The sequence below is a fragment of the Rhizobium sp. NLR8a genome, from assembly GCF_019685235.1.
In the GTDB taxonomy this organism is placed as follows: Bacteria; Pseudomonadota; Alphaproteobacteria; order Rhizobiales; family Rhizobiaceae; genus Rhizobium.
The window spans coordinates 85,989-104,089 of sequence record NZ_JABDWI010000005.1 but is presented as its reverse complement, the minus strand read 5'-3'; the positions used below and the strand labels follow the sequence as shown (position 1 = coordinate 104,089).

General features: G+C 60.9%; 19 protein-coding genes and 1 pseudogene. 9 read left to right on the top strand and 11 right to left on the bottom strand.

From position 1 onward, the window contains the following. Nucleotides 1–46 precede the first annotated feature (46 nt). The 5 genes from HJC04_RS10995 to ccmA are packed head-to-tail and all read right to left on the bottom strand — an operon-like array spanning nucleotide 47 to nucleotide 2,932. Nucleotides 47–655 (bottom strand): DsbE family thiol:disulfide interchange protein, encoded by a 609-nt coding sequence (locus HJC04_RS10995; RefSeq protein ID WP_221146104.1) that lies wholly within the window; start codon nucleotides 653–655, stop codon nucleotides 47–49. Next, complete coding sequence (ccmD, locus tag HJC04_RS10990) at nucleotides 652–819, bottom strand: heme exporter protein CcmD (RefSeq protein ID WP_221146102.1); 168 nt, start codon at nucleotides 817–819, stop codon at nucleotides 652–654. Before ccmD ends, HJC04_RS10995 begins: the two co-directional genes overlap by 4 nt. 3 nt (nucleotides 820–822) lie before the next feature. Next, nucleotides 823–1,584 (bottom strand): heme ABC transporter permease, encoded by a 762-nt coding sequence (locus tag HJC04_RS10985; RefSeq protein WP_210633000.1) that lies wholly within the window; start codon nucleotides 1,582–1,584, stop codon nucleotides 823–825. Between the two features lie 47 nt (nucleotides 1,585–1,631). After that, a complete protein-coding gene (gene ccmB, locus HJC04_RS10980; RefSeq protein WP_221146100.1) occupies nucleotides 1,632–2,291 on the bottom strand; it encodes a heme exporter protein CcmB in 660 nt (219 codons plus the stop codon). Further along, complete coding sequence (gene ccmA, locus HJC04_RS10975; protein WP_210632998.1) at nucleotides 2,288–2,932, bottom strand: heme ABC exporter ATP-binding protein CcmA; 645 nt, start codon at nucleotides 2,930–2,932, stop codon at nucleotides 2,288–2,290. Before ccmA ends, ccmB begins: the two co-directional genes overlap by 4 nt. Before the next feature lie 261 nt (nucleotides 2,933–3,193). On the opposite strand from ccmA, the gene acnA reads away from it, so the two are divergent. The 3 genes from acnA to HJC04_RS10960 all read left to right on the top strand — a co-directional run bounded on the left by acnA (nucleotide 3,194) and on the right by HJC04_RS10960 (nucleotide 7,685). After that, nucleotides 3,194–5,884, top strand: coding sequence for an aconitate hydratase AcnA (gene acnA / locus HJC04_RS10970; RefSeq protein ID WP_221146098.1), 2,691 nt, complete (start codon nucleotides 3,194–3,196; stop codon nucleotides 5,882–5,884). 345 nt (nucleotides 5,885–6,229) lie between these two features. Then, nucleotides 6,230–6,970, top strand: a complete 741-nt coding sequence (locus HJC04_RS10965) for a thioredoxin family protein (RefSeq protein WP_210632996.1) — start codon at nucleotides 6,230–6,232, stop codon at nucleotides 6,968–6,970. Between the two features lie 313 nt (nucleotides 6,971–7,283). Beyond that, a complete protein-coding gene (locus tag HJC04_RS10960; RefSeq protein ID WP_064805507.1) occupies nucleotides 7,284–7,685 on the top strand; it encodes a DUF2794 domain-containing protein in 402 nt (133 codons plus the stop codon). A 6-nt stretch (nucleotides 7,686–7,691) separates the two neighbouring features. Here HJC04_RS10960 and HJC04_RS10955 read toward each other — a convergent pair whose 3' ends face one another. From HJC04_RS10955 to HJC04_RS10940, 4 genes are all read right to left on the bottom strand, one after another. Then, entirely contained in the window at nucleotides 7,692–8,249 is a 558-nt protein-coding gene (locus HJC04_RS10955) for a GNAT family N-acetyltransferase (protein WP_221146096.1), read from the bottom strand. Nucleotides 8,250–8,358: 109 nt separating this feature from the next. After that, entirely contained in the window at nucleotides 8,359–9,087 is a 729-nt protein-coding gene (locus HJC04_RS10950; RefSeq protein ID WP_210632994.1) for a Bax inhibitor-1/YccA family protein, read from the bottom strand. Between the two features lie 181 nt (nucleotides 9,088–9,268). Continuing rightward, the gene (locus HJC04_RS10945) at nucleotides 9,269–11,812 is read right to left on the bottom strand and encodes an ABC transporter permease (protein WP_221146094.1); all 2,544 of its coding nucleotides are present in this window, start codon (nucleotides 11,810–11,812) and stop codon (nucleotides 9,269–9,271) included. After that, nucleotides 11,809–12,516 (bottom strand): ABC transporter ATP-binding protein, encoded by a 708-nt coding sequence (locus HJC04_RS10940; RefSeq protein ID WP_064805499.1) that lies wholly within the window; start codon nucleotides 12,514–12,516, stop codon nucleotides 11,809–11,811. The genes HJC04_RS10945 and HJC04_RS10940 overlap by 4 nt, the downstream gene beginning before the upstream one ends. Nucleotides 12,517–12,588: 72 nt before the next feature. Between HJC04_RS10940 and HJC04_RS10935 the strand changes: the two genes are divergently transcribed. Together HJC04_RS10935 and thpR are read left to right on the top strand one after the other, a co-directional pair. Next, nucleotides 12,589–13,233, top strand: a complete 645-nt coding sequence (locus tag HJC04_RS10935) for an arylesterase (protein ID WP_221146092.1) — start codon at nucleotides 12,589–12,591, stop codon at nucleotides 13,231–13,233. Between the two features lie 68 nt (nucleotides 13,234–13,301). Then, the gene (thpR, locus tag HJC04_RS10930; RefSeq protein ID WP_210632991.1) at nucleotides 13,302–13,895 is read left to right on the top strand and encodes an RNA 2',3'-cyclic phosphodiesterase; all 594 of its coding nucleotides are present in this window, start codon (nucleotides 13,302–13,304) and stop codon (nucleotides 13,893–13,895) included. On the opposite strand, the pseudogene HJC04_RS31675 reads toward thpR, so the two are convergent. Further along, a pseudogene (locus HJC04_RS31675) lies at nucleotides 13,802–14,301 on the bottom strand (low molecular weight protein-tyrosine-phosphatase). The gene thpR and the pseudogene HJC04_RS31675 sit on opposite strands and share 94 nt — an antisense overlap. Nucleotides 14,302–14,334: 33 nt before the next feature. Here HJC04_RS31675 and HJC04_RS10915 point away from each other — a divergent pair. After that, entirely contained in the window at nucleotides 14,335–14,640 is a 306-nt protein-coding gene (locus HJC04_RS10915; protein ID WP_210632989.1) for a 4a-hydroxytetrahydrobiopterin dehydratase, read from the top strand. Nucleotides 14,641–14,706: 66 nt separating this feature from the next. Beyond that, the gene (locus tag HJC04_RS10910; protein ID WP_210632988.1) at nucleotides 14,707–15,099 is read left to right on the top strand and encodes a YkvA family protein; all 393 of its coding nucleotides are present in this window, start codon (nucleotides 14,707–14,709) and stop codon (nucleotides 15,097–15,099) included. 15 nt (nucleotides 15,100–15,114) lie between these two features. On the opposite strand, the gene HJC04_RS10905 is transcribed toward HJC04_RS10910, so the two are convergent. After that, nucleotides 15,115–15,675, bottom strand: coding sequence for a sigma-70 family RNA polymerase sigma factor (locus HJC04_RS10905; RefSeq protein ID WP_221146090.1), 561 nt, complete (start codon nucleotides 15,673–15,675; stop codon nucleotides 15,115–15,117). A 330-nt stretch (nucleotides 15,676–16,005) separates the two neighbouring features. Between HJC04_RS10905 and HJC04_RS10900 the strand changes: the two genes are divergently transcribed. Both HJC04_RS10900 and rlmN read left to right on the top strand, forming a co-directional pair. Continuing rightward, on the top strand, nucleotides 16,006–16,515 hold the full coding sequence (locus HJC04_RS10900) for an invasion associated locus B family protein (protein WP_064805485.1): 510 nt from the start codon (nucleotides 16,006–16,008) through the stop codon (nucleotides 16,513–16,515). Between the two features lie 302 nt (nucleotides 16,516–16,817). Beyond that, nucleotides 16,818–18,047: a 23S rRNA (adenine(2503)-C(2))-methyltransferase RlmN gene (rlmN, locus tag HJC04_RS10895; RefSeq protein ID WP_221146088.1), complete on the top strand. Its 1,230-nt coding sequence runs from the start codon at nucleotides 16,818–16,820 to the stop codon at nucleotides 18,045–18,047. Nucleotides 18,048–18,101: the final 54 nt, after the last annotated feature.

Here is an 18,101-nt window from a genome sequence, read left to right as displayed (position 1 = left end):
TCGGCGGGCGTAATCGACAGCTAATCGTATGTTCGTTGGGAGAAACTTACGAAGCCGGCTTGCCCAGCGCCTTTTCCAGCGCCGGATACAGGCCTTCCTTCAGGCTGATGTCGTCGAAGGGGCCGACGCGCTTGTAGAGGATGGTGCCGTCTGGGCCGACGAGGTAGCTTTCCGGGATGCCGTAGACGCCCCAGTCGATCGCCGCCTTGCCGTTTGGATCGACGCCGATCGCTTGATAGGGATTGCCGAGTTCGCCAAGAAAGCGCAGGGCGTTCTCGTTCTTGTCCTTGTAATTGATGGCGACGATGTTCAGTCGGCCGTCTTTGGCGAGTTCCTTGAGAATAGGGTGTTCGTCGCGGCAGGGGATGCACCAGGAGGCGAAGACGTTGACAAGCGTCAGCTTGCCGTTGATCGCGGCGTCGGTCAGCGCCGGCAGGTTGGCGCCGTCGAGTGGCGGAAGGTTCAGCGACGGCGCCTTGGTGCCGATCAGGGCGGACGGGATTTCGGCGATGTTTTTGCCGTGGAAATCCTGGTCGTAGAGCATCTTCGCGGCCGTCGCGGCAATACCGCCGAACACGATCAGCGGCAGAAGCGCCAGGGCATAGCGGCCAAATTGTCGGGGCTTGGCAGTTTTGGTGTCGGGCGTCTCGGTCATTCGCCATCCTTTGGCCGCGCCGAGCGGCGGCGGATACCGGCGGCTTCGAGGCTCGCAAGCTCGCGGCGGCGCGCCCGGCCGTCGGCCCAGGTCCACAGGATGACGGCGAGTGTCACCAATGCGGCGATGCCATAGGATGCATAGACATAGAAGGCGTGCGTCACGACCTATTCCTCCCGGCTGGCCATGCGGGCGGCAAGACGGCGCTGGGCGGCGACGCGGCGGCGCCAGATCTCGTTTCTCATGGCCATGAGGTGCAGGGTGAAGAAGAGCAGCGTGAAGGCGGTCGCCATGACGAAGAGCGGGCGCAGGAATTCCGGATCGATCGCCGGGCCATCGAGGCGTATCACGCTTGCCGGCTGATGCAGCGTGTTCCACCAGTCGACGGAAAACTTGATGATCGGGATGTTGACGAAGCCCACGAGGATCAGCACGGCGGAGACGCGTGCGGCCCTCGAGGGATCGTCGATGGCGCGGCTCAGCGCAATGAGGCCGAGATACATCAGAAAGAGGATGAAGACAGAGGTCAGTCTGGCATCCCAGACCCACCAGGTGCCCCACATCGGCTTGCCCCAGAGCGAGCCGGTGATGAGCGCCAGCAGCGTAAAGGCGGCGCCGAGCGGGGCTGCGGCCTTGGCGGAAACATCAGCGAGCGGGTGGCGCCACACCAGCGTGCCGATCGCCGAGAAGCTCATGATCGTATAGCACATCATCGACAGCCACGCGGCGGGCACATGGATATACATGATGCGCACCGTCTCGCCCTGCTGGTAATCGCCTTCGGTCGCGAAGCTCAGATAAAGACCGACCGCAAAACAGAGAACGGTAATGCTGGCCATCCAGGGAATGATGCGCGCGGCCAGCGCCAGAAACCGCGTCGGGTTGGCGAGATCGCTGATTTTGCTGATGGCAAGGCTGGTTTGGCTCATGAGCGCTTCCTTACCTTGATCCGGCTTTTCCCGCAATCGAAAGGCATTCAATCCGACGTGTTTCGCAGCGCCAAGGCGGCGGCGGCGGGGCCGATGACCGCAAAGAACAGCGTCAGTGCGATCAATATGAGGAAGGGCGGCAGGAATGGCGCCGGATCCTCGACCGCGGCATAGGTGGCGCTGACACCGAAGATCAGCACGGGGATCGTCAAAGGCAATACGAGGATCGAGACCAGCAGGCCGCCGCGGGGCAGGGCAACGGCGACGGCAGCCCCGACGGCGCCAATGAAGGTGATCGCCGGCGATCCGACGAAGAGCGTCAGCATGGTGGCGCCGATCGCCGTCTCGTCCATGTTCATGAACAGGCCGAGCAGCGGCGAAGCGATGACCAGCGGCAGGCTGGTCGCGGTCCAGTGGGCGAAGCATTTGAGGAGCACGGTGAGCACAAGTGGCGTTTCCTGCATCAGCATTAGGTCGAGCGACCCATCGTCGCGCTCGGCCTGGAACAGCCGGTCGAGGCCGAGAAGGGCGGCAAGCAGCGCGCCGATCCAGACAATGGCGGGGCCGATGCGCGAGAGCAGCTTGAGATCAGGTCCGACGCCGAAGGGGATGACGGCGACGACGGTCAGGAAGAACAGCACGCCGATCAGCGCGCCGCCGCCGGCGCGGATGGAAAGTTTCAGGTCGCGGAGAAAGAGGGTGGTCATCCCCACACTCCCTGATCCACGCCGGCAAAGCCCGTCATCTTCAATTCCTGCACATTCTGGAGCCCCAGTGGCTGATGAGTTGCCGCCAGCACGATGCCGCCTTTTGCCAGATGCGCTTCGATCAATCCGGCAAACAGCCGGTCGGCGCTGGCGTCGAGGGCCGCGGTGGGCTCGTCGAGGATCCAGATGGGGCGGTGGGCGACGAGCAGCTTGGCGAAGGCGAAGCGGCGTTGCTGGCCGGCGGAGAGATAGCCGAAGGGAAGGTGGGTAATCCCTAAGAGGCCGACGGCTTCGGCGGCGTCATCGACAGGGAGGCCGGCGGCGCCCGGGCTGCTGAGGAAGGACTGCCAGAATTCCAAATTCTCCGCAACCGTAAGTTCATTCTTCATCGCATTTCGATGGCCGAGGTAATGGCTGACCTCGCCCGGATGGCGGCCTTGCGGGCTCTCTTTATCGCGGAAGATGACAGTTCCCTTTTCGGGCTTAAGAAGACCGGCGGCAACGCGCAGCAAAGTGGATTTTCCCGATCCATTTTTGCCGGTCAGAACGAGGGCTTCTCCGGCCGTCAAGTGAAAGGAAATGTTTACGAAAATGAGATCCTCACCGCGCCTTGCAGCCAGATTTTCGGCGGTGAGTTGCATGCGTCTGCTCTTTCTTCGTTGCGGCTTTCGGAAGGCTCAAAAAATGTCTGGTTTTGGCAGTGCTCGGGTATGGCAAGTTTTTAGGAAATTATCTATAAGACCGGCAACCACGCCAGCGGTCGGCGTGAATTTCATCCTTGCGCCGAACTTGGAGCATCTGCTCCACGTGCGGACAGCGGAAATGGCCGTACCCGCATCCTGATGTGCATTAAGTGCATAGGCGTTCGCACGACTGTGTTGGCTATCAGAACGGGGTTTCTCGTGTCTAAATCTCTTGACAGTTTCAATTGTCGTTCCACGCTTTCCGTTGGTGGAAAGGACTATGTCTATTACAGCCTGCCCAAGGCTGAGGCAAACGGTCTGGCCGGCGTATCGAAGCTTCCCTATTCGATGAAGGTGCTGCTCGAAAATCTGCTGCGCTTCGAAGACGGCCAGTCGGTGACCAAGGAGCACATCCTCGCCGTCGCCGCGTGGCTGAACAACAAGGGCGCTGTCGAAAACGAAATCGCCTATCGCCCGGCGCGCGTGCTAATGCAGGACTTCACCGGCGTTCCCGCCGTCGTCGATCTTGCCGCGATGCGCGACGCGATGGTGTCGCTCGGCGGCGATCCCGAGAAGATCAATCCGCTTGTTCCTGTCGACCTCGTCATCGACCACTCCGTCATCGTCGACGAGTTCGGCACGCCGCAGGCTTTCGCCAAGAATGTCGAGCTGGAATATCAGCGCAACGGCGAGCGCTACCGCTTCCTGAAGTGGGGCCAGCAGGCATTCAAGAATTTCCGCGTCGTTCCTCCGGGCACCGGCATCTGTCACCAGGTCAATCTCGAATATCTCGGCCAGACCGTCTGGACCAAGGATGAGGACGGCGAGACGATCGCCTATCCCGATACCTGCGTCGGCACCGACAGCCACACGACGATGATCAATGGTCTCGGCGTTCTCGGCTGGGGTGTGGGCGGTATCGAGGCTGAAGCCGCCATGCTCGGCCAGCCGGTTTCGATGCTCCTGCCTGAAGTCATCGGCTTCAAGCTGACCGGCAAGCTCAAGGAAGGCGTCACCGCGACCGACCTCGTTCTGACCGTCGTGCAGATGCTGCGCAAGAAGGGCGTCGTTTCCAAGTTCGTCGAATTCTTCGGCCCCGGCATGGACAACATGCCGCTCGCTGACCGCGCGACAATCGGCAACATGGGTCCGGAATACGGCGCCACCTGCGGCTTCTTCCCGGTTGACGGCGAAACCATCAACTACCTCACCATGTCCGGCCGCACGCATGACCGCATCGCCCTCGTCGAAGCCTATTCGAAGGCCCAGGGCATGTGGCGCGAAGGCGACGGTTCCGACCTCGTCTTCACCGACACGCTGGAACTCGACCTCGGCGACGTCGTGCCGTCGATGGCCGGCCCGAAGCGTCCGGAAGGCCGCATCGCGCTTGAAAACATCGCTTCCGGCTTTGCCGGCTCGATGGATGCCGACTACAAGAAGCCCGGCCAGCTTGCCAACCGCTATGCGGTCGAAGGCACCGATTTCGATCTCGGCCACGGCGACGTCGCGATTGCCGCCATCACCTCCTGCACCAACACCTCCAACCCGTCGGTGCTGATCGCGGCCGGCCTTCTCGCCCGCAACGCCGTTGCCAAGGGACTGAAGACCAAGCCGTGGGTCAAGACCTCGCTGGCTCCGGGATCGCAGGTGGTCGGTGAATATCTCGCCAAGTCAGGTCTGCAGGCCGATCTCGACAAGCTCGGCTTCAATCTCGTCGGCTTCGGCTGCACCACCTGCATCGGCAATTCCGGCCCGCTGCCGGCGCCGATCTCGAAGACGATCAACGACAAGGGTCTGATCGTTTCCGGCGTGCTCTCCGGCAACCGCAACTTCGAAGGCCGCATCTCGCCCGACGTCCAGGCGAACTATCTTGCTTCGCCACCGCTTGTCGTCGCCTACGCTCTTGCCGGCACGGTGCAGAAGGACCTGACCAAGGAGCCGATCGGCGAAGACCAGAACGGCAAGCCCGTCTACCTCAAGGATATCTGGCCGACCTCGCACGAGGTGCAGGAGTTCATCCAGAAATACGTCACCCGCGAACTCTACGAAAGCAAATATGCCGATGTCTTCAAGGGCGACATCAACTGGCAGGCGGTTCAGGTTCCGCCGGGCCAGACCTATGCCTGGGACGACAACTCGACCTATGTCCAGAACCCACCCTACTTCGTCGGCATGGGCAAGAAGGGCACCGGCGTTGCCGACATCAAGGGCGCCCGCGTCCTCGGCCTGTTCGGTGACAAGATCACCACCGACCACATCTCTCCGGCCGGCTCGATCAAGGCGGCATCGCCGGCCGGCGCCTACCTCATCGGCCATGACGTCGCGGTTGCCGACTTCAACCAGTACGGCACGCGGCGCGGCAACCATGAGGTGATGATGCGCGGCACCTTTGCCAATATCCGCATCCGCAACCATATGCTCGGCCCGAACGGCAAGGAAGGCGGCTACACCATCCACTACCCGTCGAAGGAAGAGACTTCGATCTACGACGCCGCCATGCAGTACAAGGCAGAAGGCGTTCCGCTCGTCATCTTCGCCGGTGTCGAATACGGCAACGGCTCCTCGCGCGACTGGGCTGCCAAGGGCACCAACCTGCTCGGCGTCAAGGCTGTCATCGCCCAGAGCTTCGAGCGCATCCATCGCTCGAACCTGGTCGGCATGGGCGTCATCCCCTTCGTCTTCGAAGAGGGCACGACCTGGCAGAGCCTCGGCCTCAAGGGTGATGAGCTCGTCACCATCGAGGGGCTGGACAAGATCAAGCCGCGCGAGAGGAAGATCGCCAAGATTACCTATGGCGACGGCACTGTGAAGGAAGTTCCGCTGTTGTCGCGTGTCGATACGCTCGACGAGGTGATCTACCTCAACAATGGCGGCATTCTGCAGACGGTCCTGCGTGATCTCGCTGCCTGATTTTCAGGGCATGATGCCGAAAAGTGTGAGCGGTTTTCGGACGACATCATGCTCTTCTTCTTTGATGTAGATCCGGATTCAGATTTTAGGCCGGTCGGCCTAAAATCACCCGGGTCTAGGAGAGTGGATTGATAATGGCCGCCGGAGAGCGTTTCCGGCGGCTTTTCTTTGCTGCAAGAGTCTTTGCCGGAGGCTCACGATGATTTGTTTCAGCTGCGTTCCGGCCGAGCTACGGTCTCACCCGTTCGTGATTTTTCGTTTGGACCCGGAAGGATTATTCGTACGTTCATATCTCAGAGCCTTCGGTTCCAAACGCCGCCGGCGCTGAAAAAGAGGTGCAGGTGAATGTCCCCCCGTTTCTTGATTCCGCTGATCGTCGGCGTTGCTCTTGCAGGCTCGCTGCAGGCCGAAGACGGCAAGCCCAAAGGCGTCGTCGAGCTTTTCACGTCGCAGGGCTGCTCCTCCTGTCCTCCCGCTGATGCCGCCTTTCGCAAGCTGGTGAATCAGGGCGATGTCATCGCGCTCGCCTATCACATCGACTACTGGAATTATCTCGGCTGGGCCGATACGCTGAGCTCGAAGGAAAATACCGAGCGGCAGTACGGCTATGCCAGGACGATGGGTCGCAGCAACGTCTATACGCCGCAGGCGATCGTCAATGGCCGTGGCCATTTGGCCGGCGCCGATCTCACCGGCATCAACAGCAAGATCGACACCTACAGCAGCGAAGGCAACGGGCTGACCATCCCCGTCAGCGCGGCAATGCGCGGCGACGAGCTGGAGATCAAAATCGGCGCAGGGCAGGGAAAGGCCAATGTCGTGATGGTCTATTTCGACAAGGAAAAGACGATCGACGTCGAAAAAGGCGAAAACAGCGGCAAGAAGATCTCCTATCTGCACAGCGTCACCAATGTCGAAACCGTAGGCATGTGGGACGGCAAGGCGACCAGTCTGACGCTGCCGGCGAGCGTCCTGCAGCGGCCGCAGCTCGAGGGCTGCGCGATTCTGCTGCAGTCGGCAACGGCCGACGGCGATCCGGCAGCGATTCTCGGGGCGACCGTGGTAATGGCGGGAAAAAATATCTGATATTTCAACCGATTACGGGTGAAATGCCGGGCGGCCCGGCCGAGCGTATTCGGGGCTGGGGTTAAGGTCGATACGCTCCGCCGGGCCCTTTGGCGCGCTGGCGCCAAACCGGGATGCATAAATCCCCTGCAAATGAGGCGCTGTTTTGACTGAAATGCGGCGCTGGGGAGAAAGCACTGCTTCGTCCCCAGCGAAAGGTGTCTGGACGTGCGGCGCTGCCGTAGGCCGAATGTGAGGGGCCGCGCTCTTGCAATTTGCGGCGGCTCGGGCAAACTGTCACTCTCCTGTCACAAGCGGAGGCCTTGGAGACCTGATGACAGATCAGCCGGATTTGCGACACGGCGAAAGCCGCTCCGTCGACAATAGTTCCTCGGTCGTCGTCGATCTCAGGGAGTACAAGCAAAGCAAGGACCCGCTTCCGGTGACCTTCCACCGGCGCGAGCTGGACGCGATCCTCTGGATCTACGGCCGCATGGTCGGCGAGGGGGAATGGCGCGATTATGCCATCGACCATCTGAAGGACAGAGCAGTCTTTTCCGTCTTCAAGCGCTCCGGCGAGATGCCGCTCTTCCGGATCGAAAAGAACCCGAAGCTTGCCGCCAAGCAGGGCGCCTATTCTGTCATCAACGTCAACGGCATGATCCTGAAGCGCGGGCACGAGCTGAATCAGGTCCTCAAGGTGTTCGACAAGGCCTTGAAGCTTGTCGATAAATAATTCTCATCAGCCCGCAAACAGCGTACCGGGATAAATGGAGGGATCCGGATCGGTCCTCATGCCCTCGCCGAGGCTGCGCTGCATGAGCATCGTGTCCAGCCAGCGGCCGTGCTTGTAGCCGGTACCCTTCATCAGTCCGACCTCCACAAAACCTGCCTTCAGATGAAGCGCGATCGAGGCCGGGCTCGCGCCGCCGATGACGGCTACCATCTGACGAAAGCCAAGCCCGGTGCAGCGGTCGATCAGCTCGGCGATCAGTGCCTTGCCGATGCCGCGGCCGCGGGCTTCGGGTGCCAGGTAGATCGAATCCTCCACCATCCAGCGATAGGCAGGGCGGGTGCGGAAGGCCGACGCATAAGCGTAGCCCAGGAGTTTCCCGTCAGCATCGGTTGCGGCGATATAGGGATATTGCTGGCTGACGATCACGGAAAACCGCTGGGCCATTTCGGCCTCGGAGGGCGGCGCAATCTCGTAGCTTGCAACGCCATTGAGGACCGAGTCGCGATAGATCTCCGTAATGGCGGTGATGTCGGTTTGGGAGGCGTCGCGCAGGAGGAAGGACATCGGGCGGCAGGTCCGTCGGAAGGAGCAGGCTCCTCTAAAACCACCCCTGAGAAACCGGTGCAACAAAAAAGGCGGCCGAAGCCGCCTTTTCGATCTATCAATGCGCCTGTTATCTGCGGTTACCCATGAACTGCAGCAGGAACATGAACAGGTTGAGGAAGTCGAGGTATAGCGTCAGTGCGCCCATGATCGCCTTGCGACCGGCGACAGCGACGTCATCCGCTTCATAGTAGAGTTCCTTGATCCGCTGCGTGTCGTAGGCGGTGAGACCTGCGAAGATCAGCACGCCGATCACCGAGATCGCGAACTGCAGCGCGGATGAAGCCAGGAAGATGTTGACGAGCGAGGCGATGATCAGGCCGAAGAGACCCATGATCAGGAACGAACCCATCGCCGACAGGTCACGCTTCGCCGTATAGCCGTAAAGAGACAGCGCGCCGAAGGAGGCGGCGGTGACGAAGAAGGTCTGAACGACGCTCTGGCCTGTATAGACCAGGAAGACCGACGAGAGCGACAGCCCTACCAAGGCGGCGTAGATCCAGAAGGTGGTCTGGGCGGCGGACACGCTCATCTGATGAATGCGGAAGCTCAGGAAGAAGACGACCGCAAGGGGGGCAAGGATCACGACCCAGCGCAACGGCGACTGGAACAGAAGCGCGCCAAACTGGGTGAGCTGGCCGTCCTGGACCGCGAAGTTGAATCCGAGATATGCTGCCACGCCGGTGATCGCCAGGCCCAGCGCCATCAGATTGTAGACCTTGAGCATATATGCGCGCAGGCCTTGATCAATCATCTCGCCGGTCTGGACGCGGCTTTGATAGTTACGAAGATCAGCCATAGTTTCCTCTTACAAGCTCCGAAGGAGATACGGTGTCGGGGTTTTCGACCCGGGCGCCGCTGCGGAGCTCCAGCATGCCTGCAGACAATATGAGGCTTTCGCCCTTTGCAAACAAGGGGCTTGCAAAGGCGCGGCCGGTTAAATCGCCGTAACGTGAAGTCGTGTCGACCGTGCTATCCGTCTAAAGCTCACGCAGCACCGGTGCGGCCTTCTGCCCGAGGATGCGCCAGGTGCCGATGAGGCCGATGCCGACGGTGAGCACGAGCGCGGTGACGAGCGTCAGTCCCGCCACATCGGGCAGGAAGGCAGACGGCAGTCGCATGATGCGGGCGACGATGAACCAGGCGGCGATACCGCCGGCAAAGAGTGCGAAGATCGCGGTGGCCAGCCCGAGGATCAGATATTCGTAGCTGAAGGCGCGAATCAGCATAGCGCGCGTGGCGCCGAGCGTCTTCAGCACCACCGCGTCGTGAGTGCGCGCCCTGTTGCCGGCGGCGAGCGCCCCGGCAAGGACAAGAATAGAGGCGACGAGCGCCACCGATGCGGCGGCGCGGATCGCTGTCGCAAGCTGGGCGACGAGCTGGTTGACGATATCGATCGCATCCTTGACGCGCACGCTGGTGATCGTCGGATAGGTGTGGGTGACGGATTTCAGGATGGCAGCATCTTCGGCCGGTGTTGAGGAGGGATCGGTTAGCGTCGCCAGCCAGGCATGCGGGGCGCCGCGGAACGTGTTCGGCGAGAAGACCATGACGAAATTGATCGACAGCGATTCCCACTCGACACGGCGCAGATTGGCGATCTTTGCAGTGATGTTGCGGCCGAGCACGTTGACGGTGACGGTATCGCCGATCTTGAGGCCGAGTTCATGCGCTTCTTCCGAGGAGAAGGAGACGAGCGGCTCGCCGCTGTAATCCTTGTCCCACCAGCTGCCTTCGGCGAGCGCGGCATTTTCGGGCAGCGTGTCGGCGTAGGTGATGCCGCGATCGCCGTTCAGCACCCAGCGGCCGGCGGCCGGCACATTCATCTTGGTGACATCCTCACCATTGAAGGCGACGATCCGGCCGCGCAGCATCGGCACCTCCATCAGCTTGCCCCTTGGCGCTTGCGCCTGGACGAGATTGCGGAAGGCATCGACCTCGGCACTCTGGATATCGACGAAGAAGAAGTTGGGTGCCCCCTCGTTCATGCGGCCGGTCAGCTGCTGGCGCAGGTTGCCGTCGATCAAGGTCAGGGTCACCAGCAATGCCAGGCCGAGGCCGAGCGAGAGGACGACCGAGGGCGTCAGCGCTCCGGGGCGGTGGATGTTGCCAATCGCGAGCCTGAGCGCCGGCGAGTGAACGCGCGGGCTGCGGCGCGCGAGCCAGGCGATCAAGGCGGCGACGAGGCGCAGGACGACGAAGGCGAAGATGATTGCGCCGACGAAGACGACGGCGATAAAACGATCATAGGCGGTGAGGATGGCAAGGCTGGCAAGGGCCGCCATGAAGACGGCGGCAAGCAGGATATAAGGCCAGGACGGCAGCCGGCGGGCTTCGAAGCCCTGCTCTCGGAAGAGCGCCGTTGCCGGCACTTCGCGGGCATGACCAAGCGGCAGAATGGCGAAGGCGAGCGTCGTCAGGATGCCGAACAGCGTCGCGAGCAGCAGGGCGCCGGGATAGAGGGTCGGCGCGGTTGAGACCGGCAGGAATTGCGCCAGGAACTGTGCCGCAAAGATCGGCGACAGGGCGCCGATGACGAGGCCGGCCAAGATGCCGCCAAGGGCGATGATGGCGATCTGAAAGAGATAGATCAGAACGACGACGGCGGCTGGAGCGCCGAGGCATTTGAAGGTGGCGATGGTGGTGCGCTTGGAATCGAGGAAAGCACGCACGGCATTGGCGACGCCGACGCCGCCGACGATCAGCGCGGTGAGGCCGACCAGCGTCAGGAATTGCGAGAAACGGGTGATATTTTCGGTGAGGGAGGGTGCTGCGCGATCACTGGTACGGATCGCCCAGCCGGCGGAGGGAAACTCCTTGGAGGCGCGGGCCTGGATGCCCGACATGGCGCCCTTATCTTCCAACCGGATCTTATAGGCGTGTTCGACCAGACTTCCGGTCTGGATCAGCCCCGACGCTTCGAGCGCCTGGCGGCTGACGAGCAGACGCGGCGCAAAACCGAAGCCTTCCGACAGCGCGTCGGGCTCGGTCTTCACCGTGCCGGTAATGCTGAGCTTGACATTGCCGAGCAGCAATTCGTCGCCGACCGCAAGGCCTAGCCGATCGAGAAGCAGCGGGGCGGCGACCGCGCCATAGGTGCCCCCTTGGCTGGAGAGCAGGGCTGCAAGCGGATAGTCCGGTTCGGCGACGAACCTGCCGTAGAGCGGATAGGCGTCGTCGACGGCCTTGACCTCGACCAGCGCCTGGTCGGAACCGTCGGGCTTGCGGGCCATCGAGCGAAGGCCGGTTGAAACCGAAATGGTTCCCAGGCCCTGAAGGAAGCTCATTTCCTGAGATGTCGCCTGGCGATTGTTGAGCTCGAAGCGGACGTCGCCCGCCAGCAGCTCCTGCCCTTGCGAGGCGATCGTGTCAGTGATCGACTGCGAAACGGAATTGACGGCGGCGATCGCACCGGTGCCGAGCGCGATGCACGCCAGGAAGATGTAGAAGCCGCGAATGCCACCGCGCAGCTCGCGGAGCGCCAGGCGAAAAGCGAGCGCGACGCGTGGCGTGACCGTGCTCATGCGATTGCCGCCTCGCTGCGGCGGGCGGCGCTGTCGCCCTCGATCCTGCCGGAACGGACGCGGATCTGGCGCGAGCAGCGGTTTGCAAGCGAGACGTCGTGGGTGACGAGAAGCAGGGTCATGCCGCGTTCGGCCTGTTTGGCGAAGAGAAGGTCGGCGATCTGTCGGCCCGTTTCGGTATCGAGATTGCCTGTGGGCTCGTCGGCGATCAGCAAGGCGGGCGAGGGAGCGAGCGCTCTGGCAATCGCCACGCGCTGCTGCTCGCCGCCGGAAAGCTGGCCGGGATAGTGGTTCAGCCGTTCGCCGAGGCCGACCGAACTCAGTTCGCGATGGGCGATTTCGAAGGCGTTGCTGATATTGGCGAGCTCCAGCGGCACCGCGACGTTTTCCAGCGCCGTCATGTTGGCGATCAGGTGGAAGGACTGGAAGACGATGCCGATGTTGCGGCCGCGGAAATCGGCGACCTCATCCTCACTCAGGGCATGGAGCGGCGTGTCGTTGATATTGATTTCGCCGCTGTCGAGCTTTTCCAGTCCGGCAAGCACCATCAGCAGGGTGGATTTGCCGGAACCGGAAGGTCCGACGATGCCAACGGATTCGCCGGCAGCGATATCGAGATCGATGCCCTTCAGAACATGGACGGAGGCGGCCGCACTGCCAAGGGTGAGATCGGCGCCCTTCAACTCGATGATGGTTTTTGCCAACAGAAATCGACCTATATTAATCACTAACGCAATGGCCGCATCACGGCACCTCGCCAATCTAGGGAAGCCAGAATGAGATTTAAAGTTGCCGCGCTTCAATTCACCGTCATCGCGGTGTCGCTGATCTTTGCCGTTGGAGTCAATGCGCGGACGATCAATCTCGTCGGATTCGGGGACAGCCTGATGGCGGGTTATCAGCTGCCGCCCGGCGAGGGCTTTCCGGAAAAGCTGCAGGCGGCTTTGAAGGCCAAGGGGCGCGACGTTTCCATTGCCAATGCCGGGGTTTCGGGCGATACCACGACAGGTGGGCTTGCCCGGGTCGACTGGTCGGTCCCCGACGGCACCGATGGCGTTATCCTCGAGCTCGGCGCCAATGATGCGCTGCGCGGTATTCCGCCGGAAGAGAGCGAGAAAAACCTCGATCAGATGATTGCCCGGCTCAAGGCGCGCGGCATAGCGGTGCTGCTTGTCGGCATGATGGCGCCGCCGAACATGGGAGCGGATTATGCGGCGCGCTTCAATCCGATTTATCGGAAACTTTCCGACAAATATGGAGTTCCACTTTATGCCTTCTTCCTCGACGGGGTTGCGCTCGATGCGGGGCTGAAGCTCGATGACGGCATGCATCCAAACGCGAGAGGTGTCGACGTCATGGTCGAGAAAATGGAAGCTGATGTCACAAATTTCATCGATACGATTTCTTCTGTGAAGAATTAGGGGCTTGCACGGCCATTGATTGCGTGATTCCGTGTAAGCACCTGCAAAAGATTCGGGGAGTGCTCGTTATGCCGAGACTGTTTACCGCCCTCGAAATTCCGCGCAATGCGGCAATGAGCCTTTCATTGCTGCGCGGTGGCCTCCCCGGAGCACGATGGATCGATGTGGAAAATTACCACATCACGCTGCGCTTCATCGGTGATGTCGACGGCCGAACGGCCGATGAAATCGTTGAACGCCTCGACCGGATCGATCGGCCGGAATTTCAGTTCCGGCTCGAAGGCATCGGGTCCTTCGGCTCGAAGAAGCCGCATTCGGTCTGGGCGGGCGTTTCTCAGTCGCCTGAGATGTACGCCCTGCAGGCTGAGATCGAACGGATCTGCCAGCGCATCGGCCTGCCGCCGGATCCGCGCAAATTCACGCCGCACGTGACGCTGGCCCGGCTGAAATCCTCGCGGCTCGACGATGTCGTGCAATATCTGAGTGGGCGTGGCAACTTCCACACCGCGACCTTCACGGCGCCGCGTTTCGTGCTGCTTTCATCGCGCGAATCGGTCGGCGGCGGGCCCTATCTCACCGAGGAAGTGTTCCCGCTGCACGAAGTACGTTCGGGGACCAGCGTTTCGAGCAGGCTGCTGCAGCCGGTCAAGAGCTTGGTATAGAGCAGCTCGAAACCTTCCGGACCGCCATCATAGGGGTCGGCAATGTCCTCCCCGTTCCCAGCGCGATATCGCCGAACAGCTGGATGTTCGCCTCGGGAGGGGCGATCCTGTTGAGTTCCGCAACATTGTCGCGGTCCATGGCGACGATCAGATCGACACTGACGAAATCGATCGAACGGATGCGCCGGGCGCGTTGCCCTGCTATGTCGATGCCATGGTTGCGGGCAACAGCGATCGAACGGCAGTCGGGCGGTTCACCTTCATCTCAGCCGCCGGTGCCGGCGGAATCGATCGTGAAACGATCGGTCAGCCTCGCCTCGGCGGCAAGGTGGGTAAAAATTCCCTCCGCAAGCGGAGAACGGCATATATTGCCCATGCAAACGAAAAGGATGCTGATGTCTTTCATCGGTGACCTGCTGACAGATGAGAGGACCATGGCATGAAACAGGAAAGACTGGAACGGGCGGCGGCCGAGGCACGACTGGCTGAGCTTTCAGGCTGGGCGCTCAACGATGCGGCCTCTTCAATCTCGAAAACGTTCAAGTTTTCAAATTTCATCGAGGCCTTCGGCTTCATGACGCAGGCAGCGATTACGGCCGAGAAACTCAACCACCATCCCGAATGGTTCAACGTCTATTCCCGGGTGGATGTGACGCTGAACACGCATGATGCCGGCGGGCTGACGGAACTGGATTTCAAGCTCGCCAGGGCGATGGACAAGGCGGCGGCACGCGGTGCCGTTTGAAACGAGCGCTGATTGAAAGCCGAAGCGCCATCACCATATGTTCGCATGGACGAAAGGATGTCAGGAATGGACGAGGTCAAATTCGGGGAAATCCTGCTGCCGGGCGACGAGGACACCCAGAGCCGGCGGGAGGAAACCGTACGGCAGAAGTTCTGGCCGACCTTCCGCCGGGCCGTGCGCCAGATTCCCTTTTCGCGCGACGTCGTCGCAGGTTTCTACTGTGCGCTCGATCCGCAGACGCCGACCAAGGTGCGCGGCGTGCTGCTGGCCGCGCTGGCATACTTCGTCATGCCGATAGACATGATCCCGGATATTTTCGCTGTTATCGGCTTTTCTGACGACATCGCCGTGCTTTCCGCCGCCTTCGCCATGGTGCGCGGTCATATCCGGCCGAACCATTACGACGCAGCGGACCGCGTCCTTGCCGACCGGCCTGCGGATACGATGAAAACGATTTGAAGGCCGCGGCGCGGTTCACCTGAGTTCCTGCTCGAGCATCTTGCGAAGCTTTCCAAACGCAAGCCGAATACGTGATTTCACCGTGCCGAGCGGCAGCCCGGTCGCTTCGGCTATCTCAGAATGCGATTGGCCGAGAAAGAAGGCTGCACGCAGCATATCGCGCTGTTCTTCGGACAGTTGCTCGACAGCGGCGCGCAGCTTGGCATCGCGATCGCCATTGGCGACGATTTCATCGGCACCGATCTCAGCCGGTGGCAGCAGGGTCGGGTCCGTTTCGTCGAAAGTGCGGGTGCTGGTGCGGCGCCGCAGATCGATGCGGCGGTTGCGGGCGATGCGAAAAAGCCAGGTCGACAGAGAAGATCGCGTCGCATCGTAGAGATAGGCCTTGTGCCAGAGCACGATCATGATCTCCTGGACCAGCTCTTCGGCCTCGCCTGATGTCATCTTCTGGCGCATCAGCCAGCTCTTCAGGCGCGGCGCGAAATAGTCGAACAGGATAGAAAAGGCCTGCTGGTCGCGATCATCCGCGACGGCCTTTGCGAGGGCAGCGAAACGCTGTCTTTCCTCGGCATCCATGTCGTCTCACCAGCCCCCTGCGGCGAAAATTTCGTCCCGGATTTCCAAAGTCTTAATGAGGTACAGCGGATTTTTGAAAGGTCAAACTGTTGCCTGAATCTTTGTGTCTTAAGTTCAGCCGAACGGCCAGTCGGTGCCATCGGCGCACCGCAGCCGATTTCGGCAAGGGGCAAAGGTGGTAGTCGAGCTGAAATGACACAGGCACATACAAATCGCAGCTATTGTTGACCATTTGGTAACCTGAATTAAGTCAAAATAAAGCAGATCGTGATTATGCGGCGCCCGCTATGATCGCTTCGGGCCTTGAATCGCAAGAACCGGCAGGAATCCATGTTTGTAAGAAGTATCGTATCCGCCCTCGCCCTCACCCTGACAATGGCCGGAGTGGCGGCAGCGCAGCAGGCCGCGCCGACCCGCATTCAGCAGTTCCAGGCATGGGGCGCCTATTCCTATAAGTCGGGCAATAGCACCGTGTGCTACGTGCTGTCCGTTCCAACGGCAAAGCAGCCAGCAAGCGTCGACCATGGCGACAATTTCTTCATCGTTTCGCAGCGGCCCGGCCAGAACATCTCCTACGAGCCGCAGGCGATGATGGGCTACACGGTGAAGGAAAATTCGAAGATCAATGTCGTCATCGACAACAAGACCTTCGTCATGTTTACCAAGGACAAGGCGGGCTGGGTCGAGAATGCTGCCCAGGAGCCGGCCCTCGTCGCGGCGATGAAGACCGGCCATTCGATGACCGTCAATGCGGTTTCGCGCAAAGGCACCGGCACGTCCTACAGCTATTCGCTGTCGGGCATCTCGGCTGCGCTCAAGCAGATCGAAAGCTGCAAGTAAGCGGGACTTTCAGTCACAAAGTTTCAAGAGCCGGCCTTGTGCCGGCTCTTGCCGTTTAGGTCTCTGCTGTATGCATGTCGTTTTTCCAAAACCGCTTCACACTTTTGGGCGACATGCATTAGTGACGCGCGGGCAAAATAATGCTAAAGGCCGCGCAAACAGCGGACAGATCGCGATATCAGTCGCCGTCCGCCATCAATTTCTGCCAATGTGCCGTCATGCCTCCGCAAGTCTTCCGGATCAGATCCCGAAGTCCGCGGCTTGCGGAACGGTTACGTGTTCGAATTCGGGGTCAGAAGCCTATGTCCGTCATGGATGCGATCGTCATCAACAAACCTCAGGCCGCGCGCCCGTCTTCCGGCGCCGAGAAGCCGTCGTTGATCGGGCTCTCCCGGGAGGAAATGGCGGCGGCGCTCCGGGAAAAAGGCGTGCCCGAAAAGCAGATCAAGATGCGCATCTCGCAGCTCTGGAATTGGATCTATGTGCGCGGCGTCTCCGATTTCGACTATATGACCAATATCGCCAAGGATCTGCGTGAAATGCTGAAGACGCATTTCACCATCGCGCGTCCGGAAATCGTCGAGGAGCAGGTCTCGAACGACGGCACGCGCAAATGGCTGCTGCGTTTTCCCGCGCGGGGCGCGGGCCGCCCGGTCGAGATCGAGGCCGTCTACATTCCGGAAGAGGGCCGCGGCACGCTCTGCATCTCAAGCCAGGTCGGCTGCACGCTGACCTGTTCCTTCTGTCATACCGGTACACAGCGCCTGGTGCGCAACCTGACGGCGGAGGAAATTCTGTCGCAGTTGCTGCTCGCTCGCGACCGGCTCGGCGACTTCCCAGATCGTGAAGCGCCGCAAGGCACGATCATGCCTGCCGAGGGCCGCAAGGTCAGCAATATCGTCATGATGGGCATGGGCGAGCCGCTCTATAATTTCGACAGCGTCAAGCAAGCGCTGCTGATCGCCACGGATGGCGACGGCCTGTCGCTGTCCAAACGCCGCGTGACGCTTTCCACCTCCGGCGTCGTGCCGGAGATCTTCCGCACCGGCGAGGAGATCGGCGTCATGCTGGCGATCTCGCTGCATGCGGTGCGCGACGACCTGCGCGATATTCTGGTGCCGATCAACAAGAAGTACCCGCTGAAGGAACTGATCGACGCCTGCAAGGCCTATCCGGGCCTTTCCAATGCCCGGCGCATCACCTTCGAATATGTGATGCTGAAGGACGTCAACGACAGCCTCGAAGACGCGAAGGGTTTGATCAAGCTCCTGAAAGGCGTGCCGGCGAAGATCAACCTCATTCCGTTCAATCCCTGGCCCGGCACCAATTACCAGTGTTCGGATTGGGAGCAGATCGAAAAGTTCGCCGATTTCATCAATTCGGCCGGTTACGCTTCGCCGATCCGCACACCGCGCGGCCGCGACATCCTTGCCGCCTGCGGCCAGCTGAAATCGGAATCCGAACGCATGCGCAAGACCGAGCGCCTGGCCTTCGAGGCAATGATGATCGCCAATCACGGCGCCGACGACTGATCAGCAAGTTTGATCCTCGCTACAATTCTCCTGCATTGATTTAAGCATGCGCTT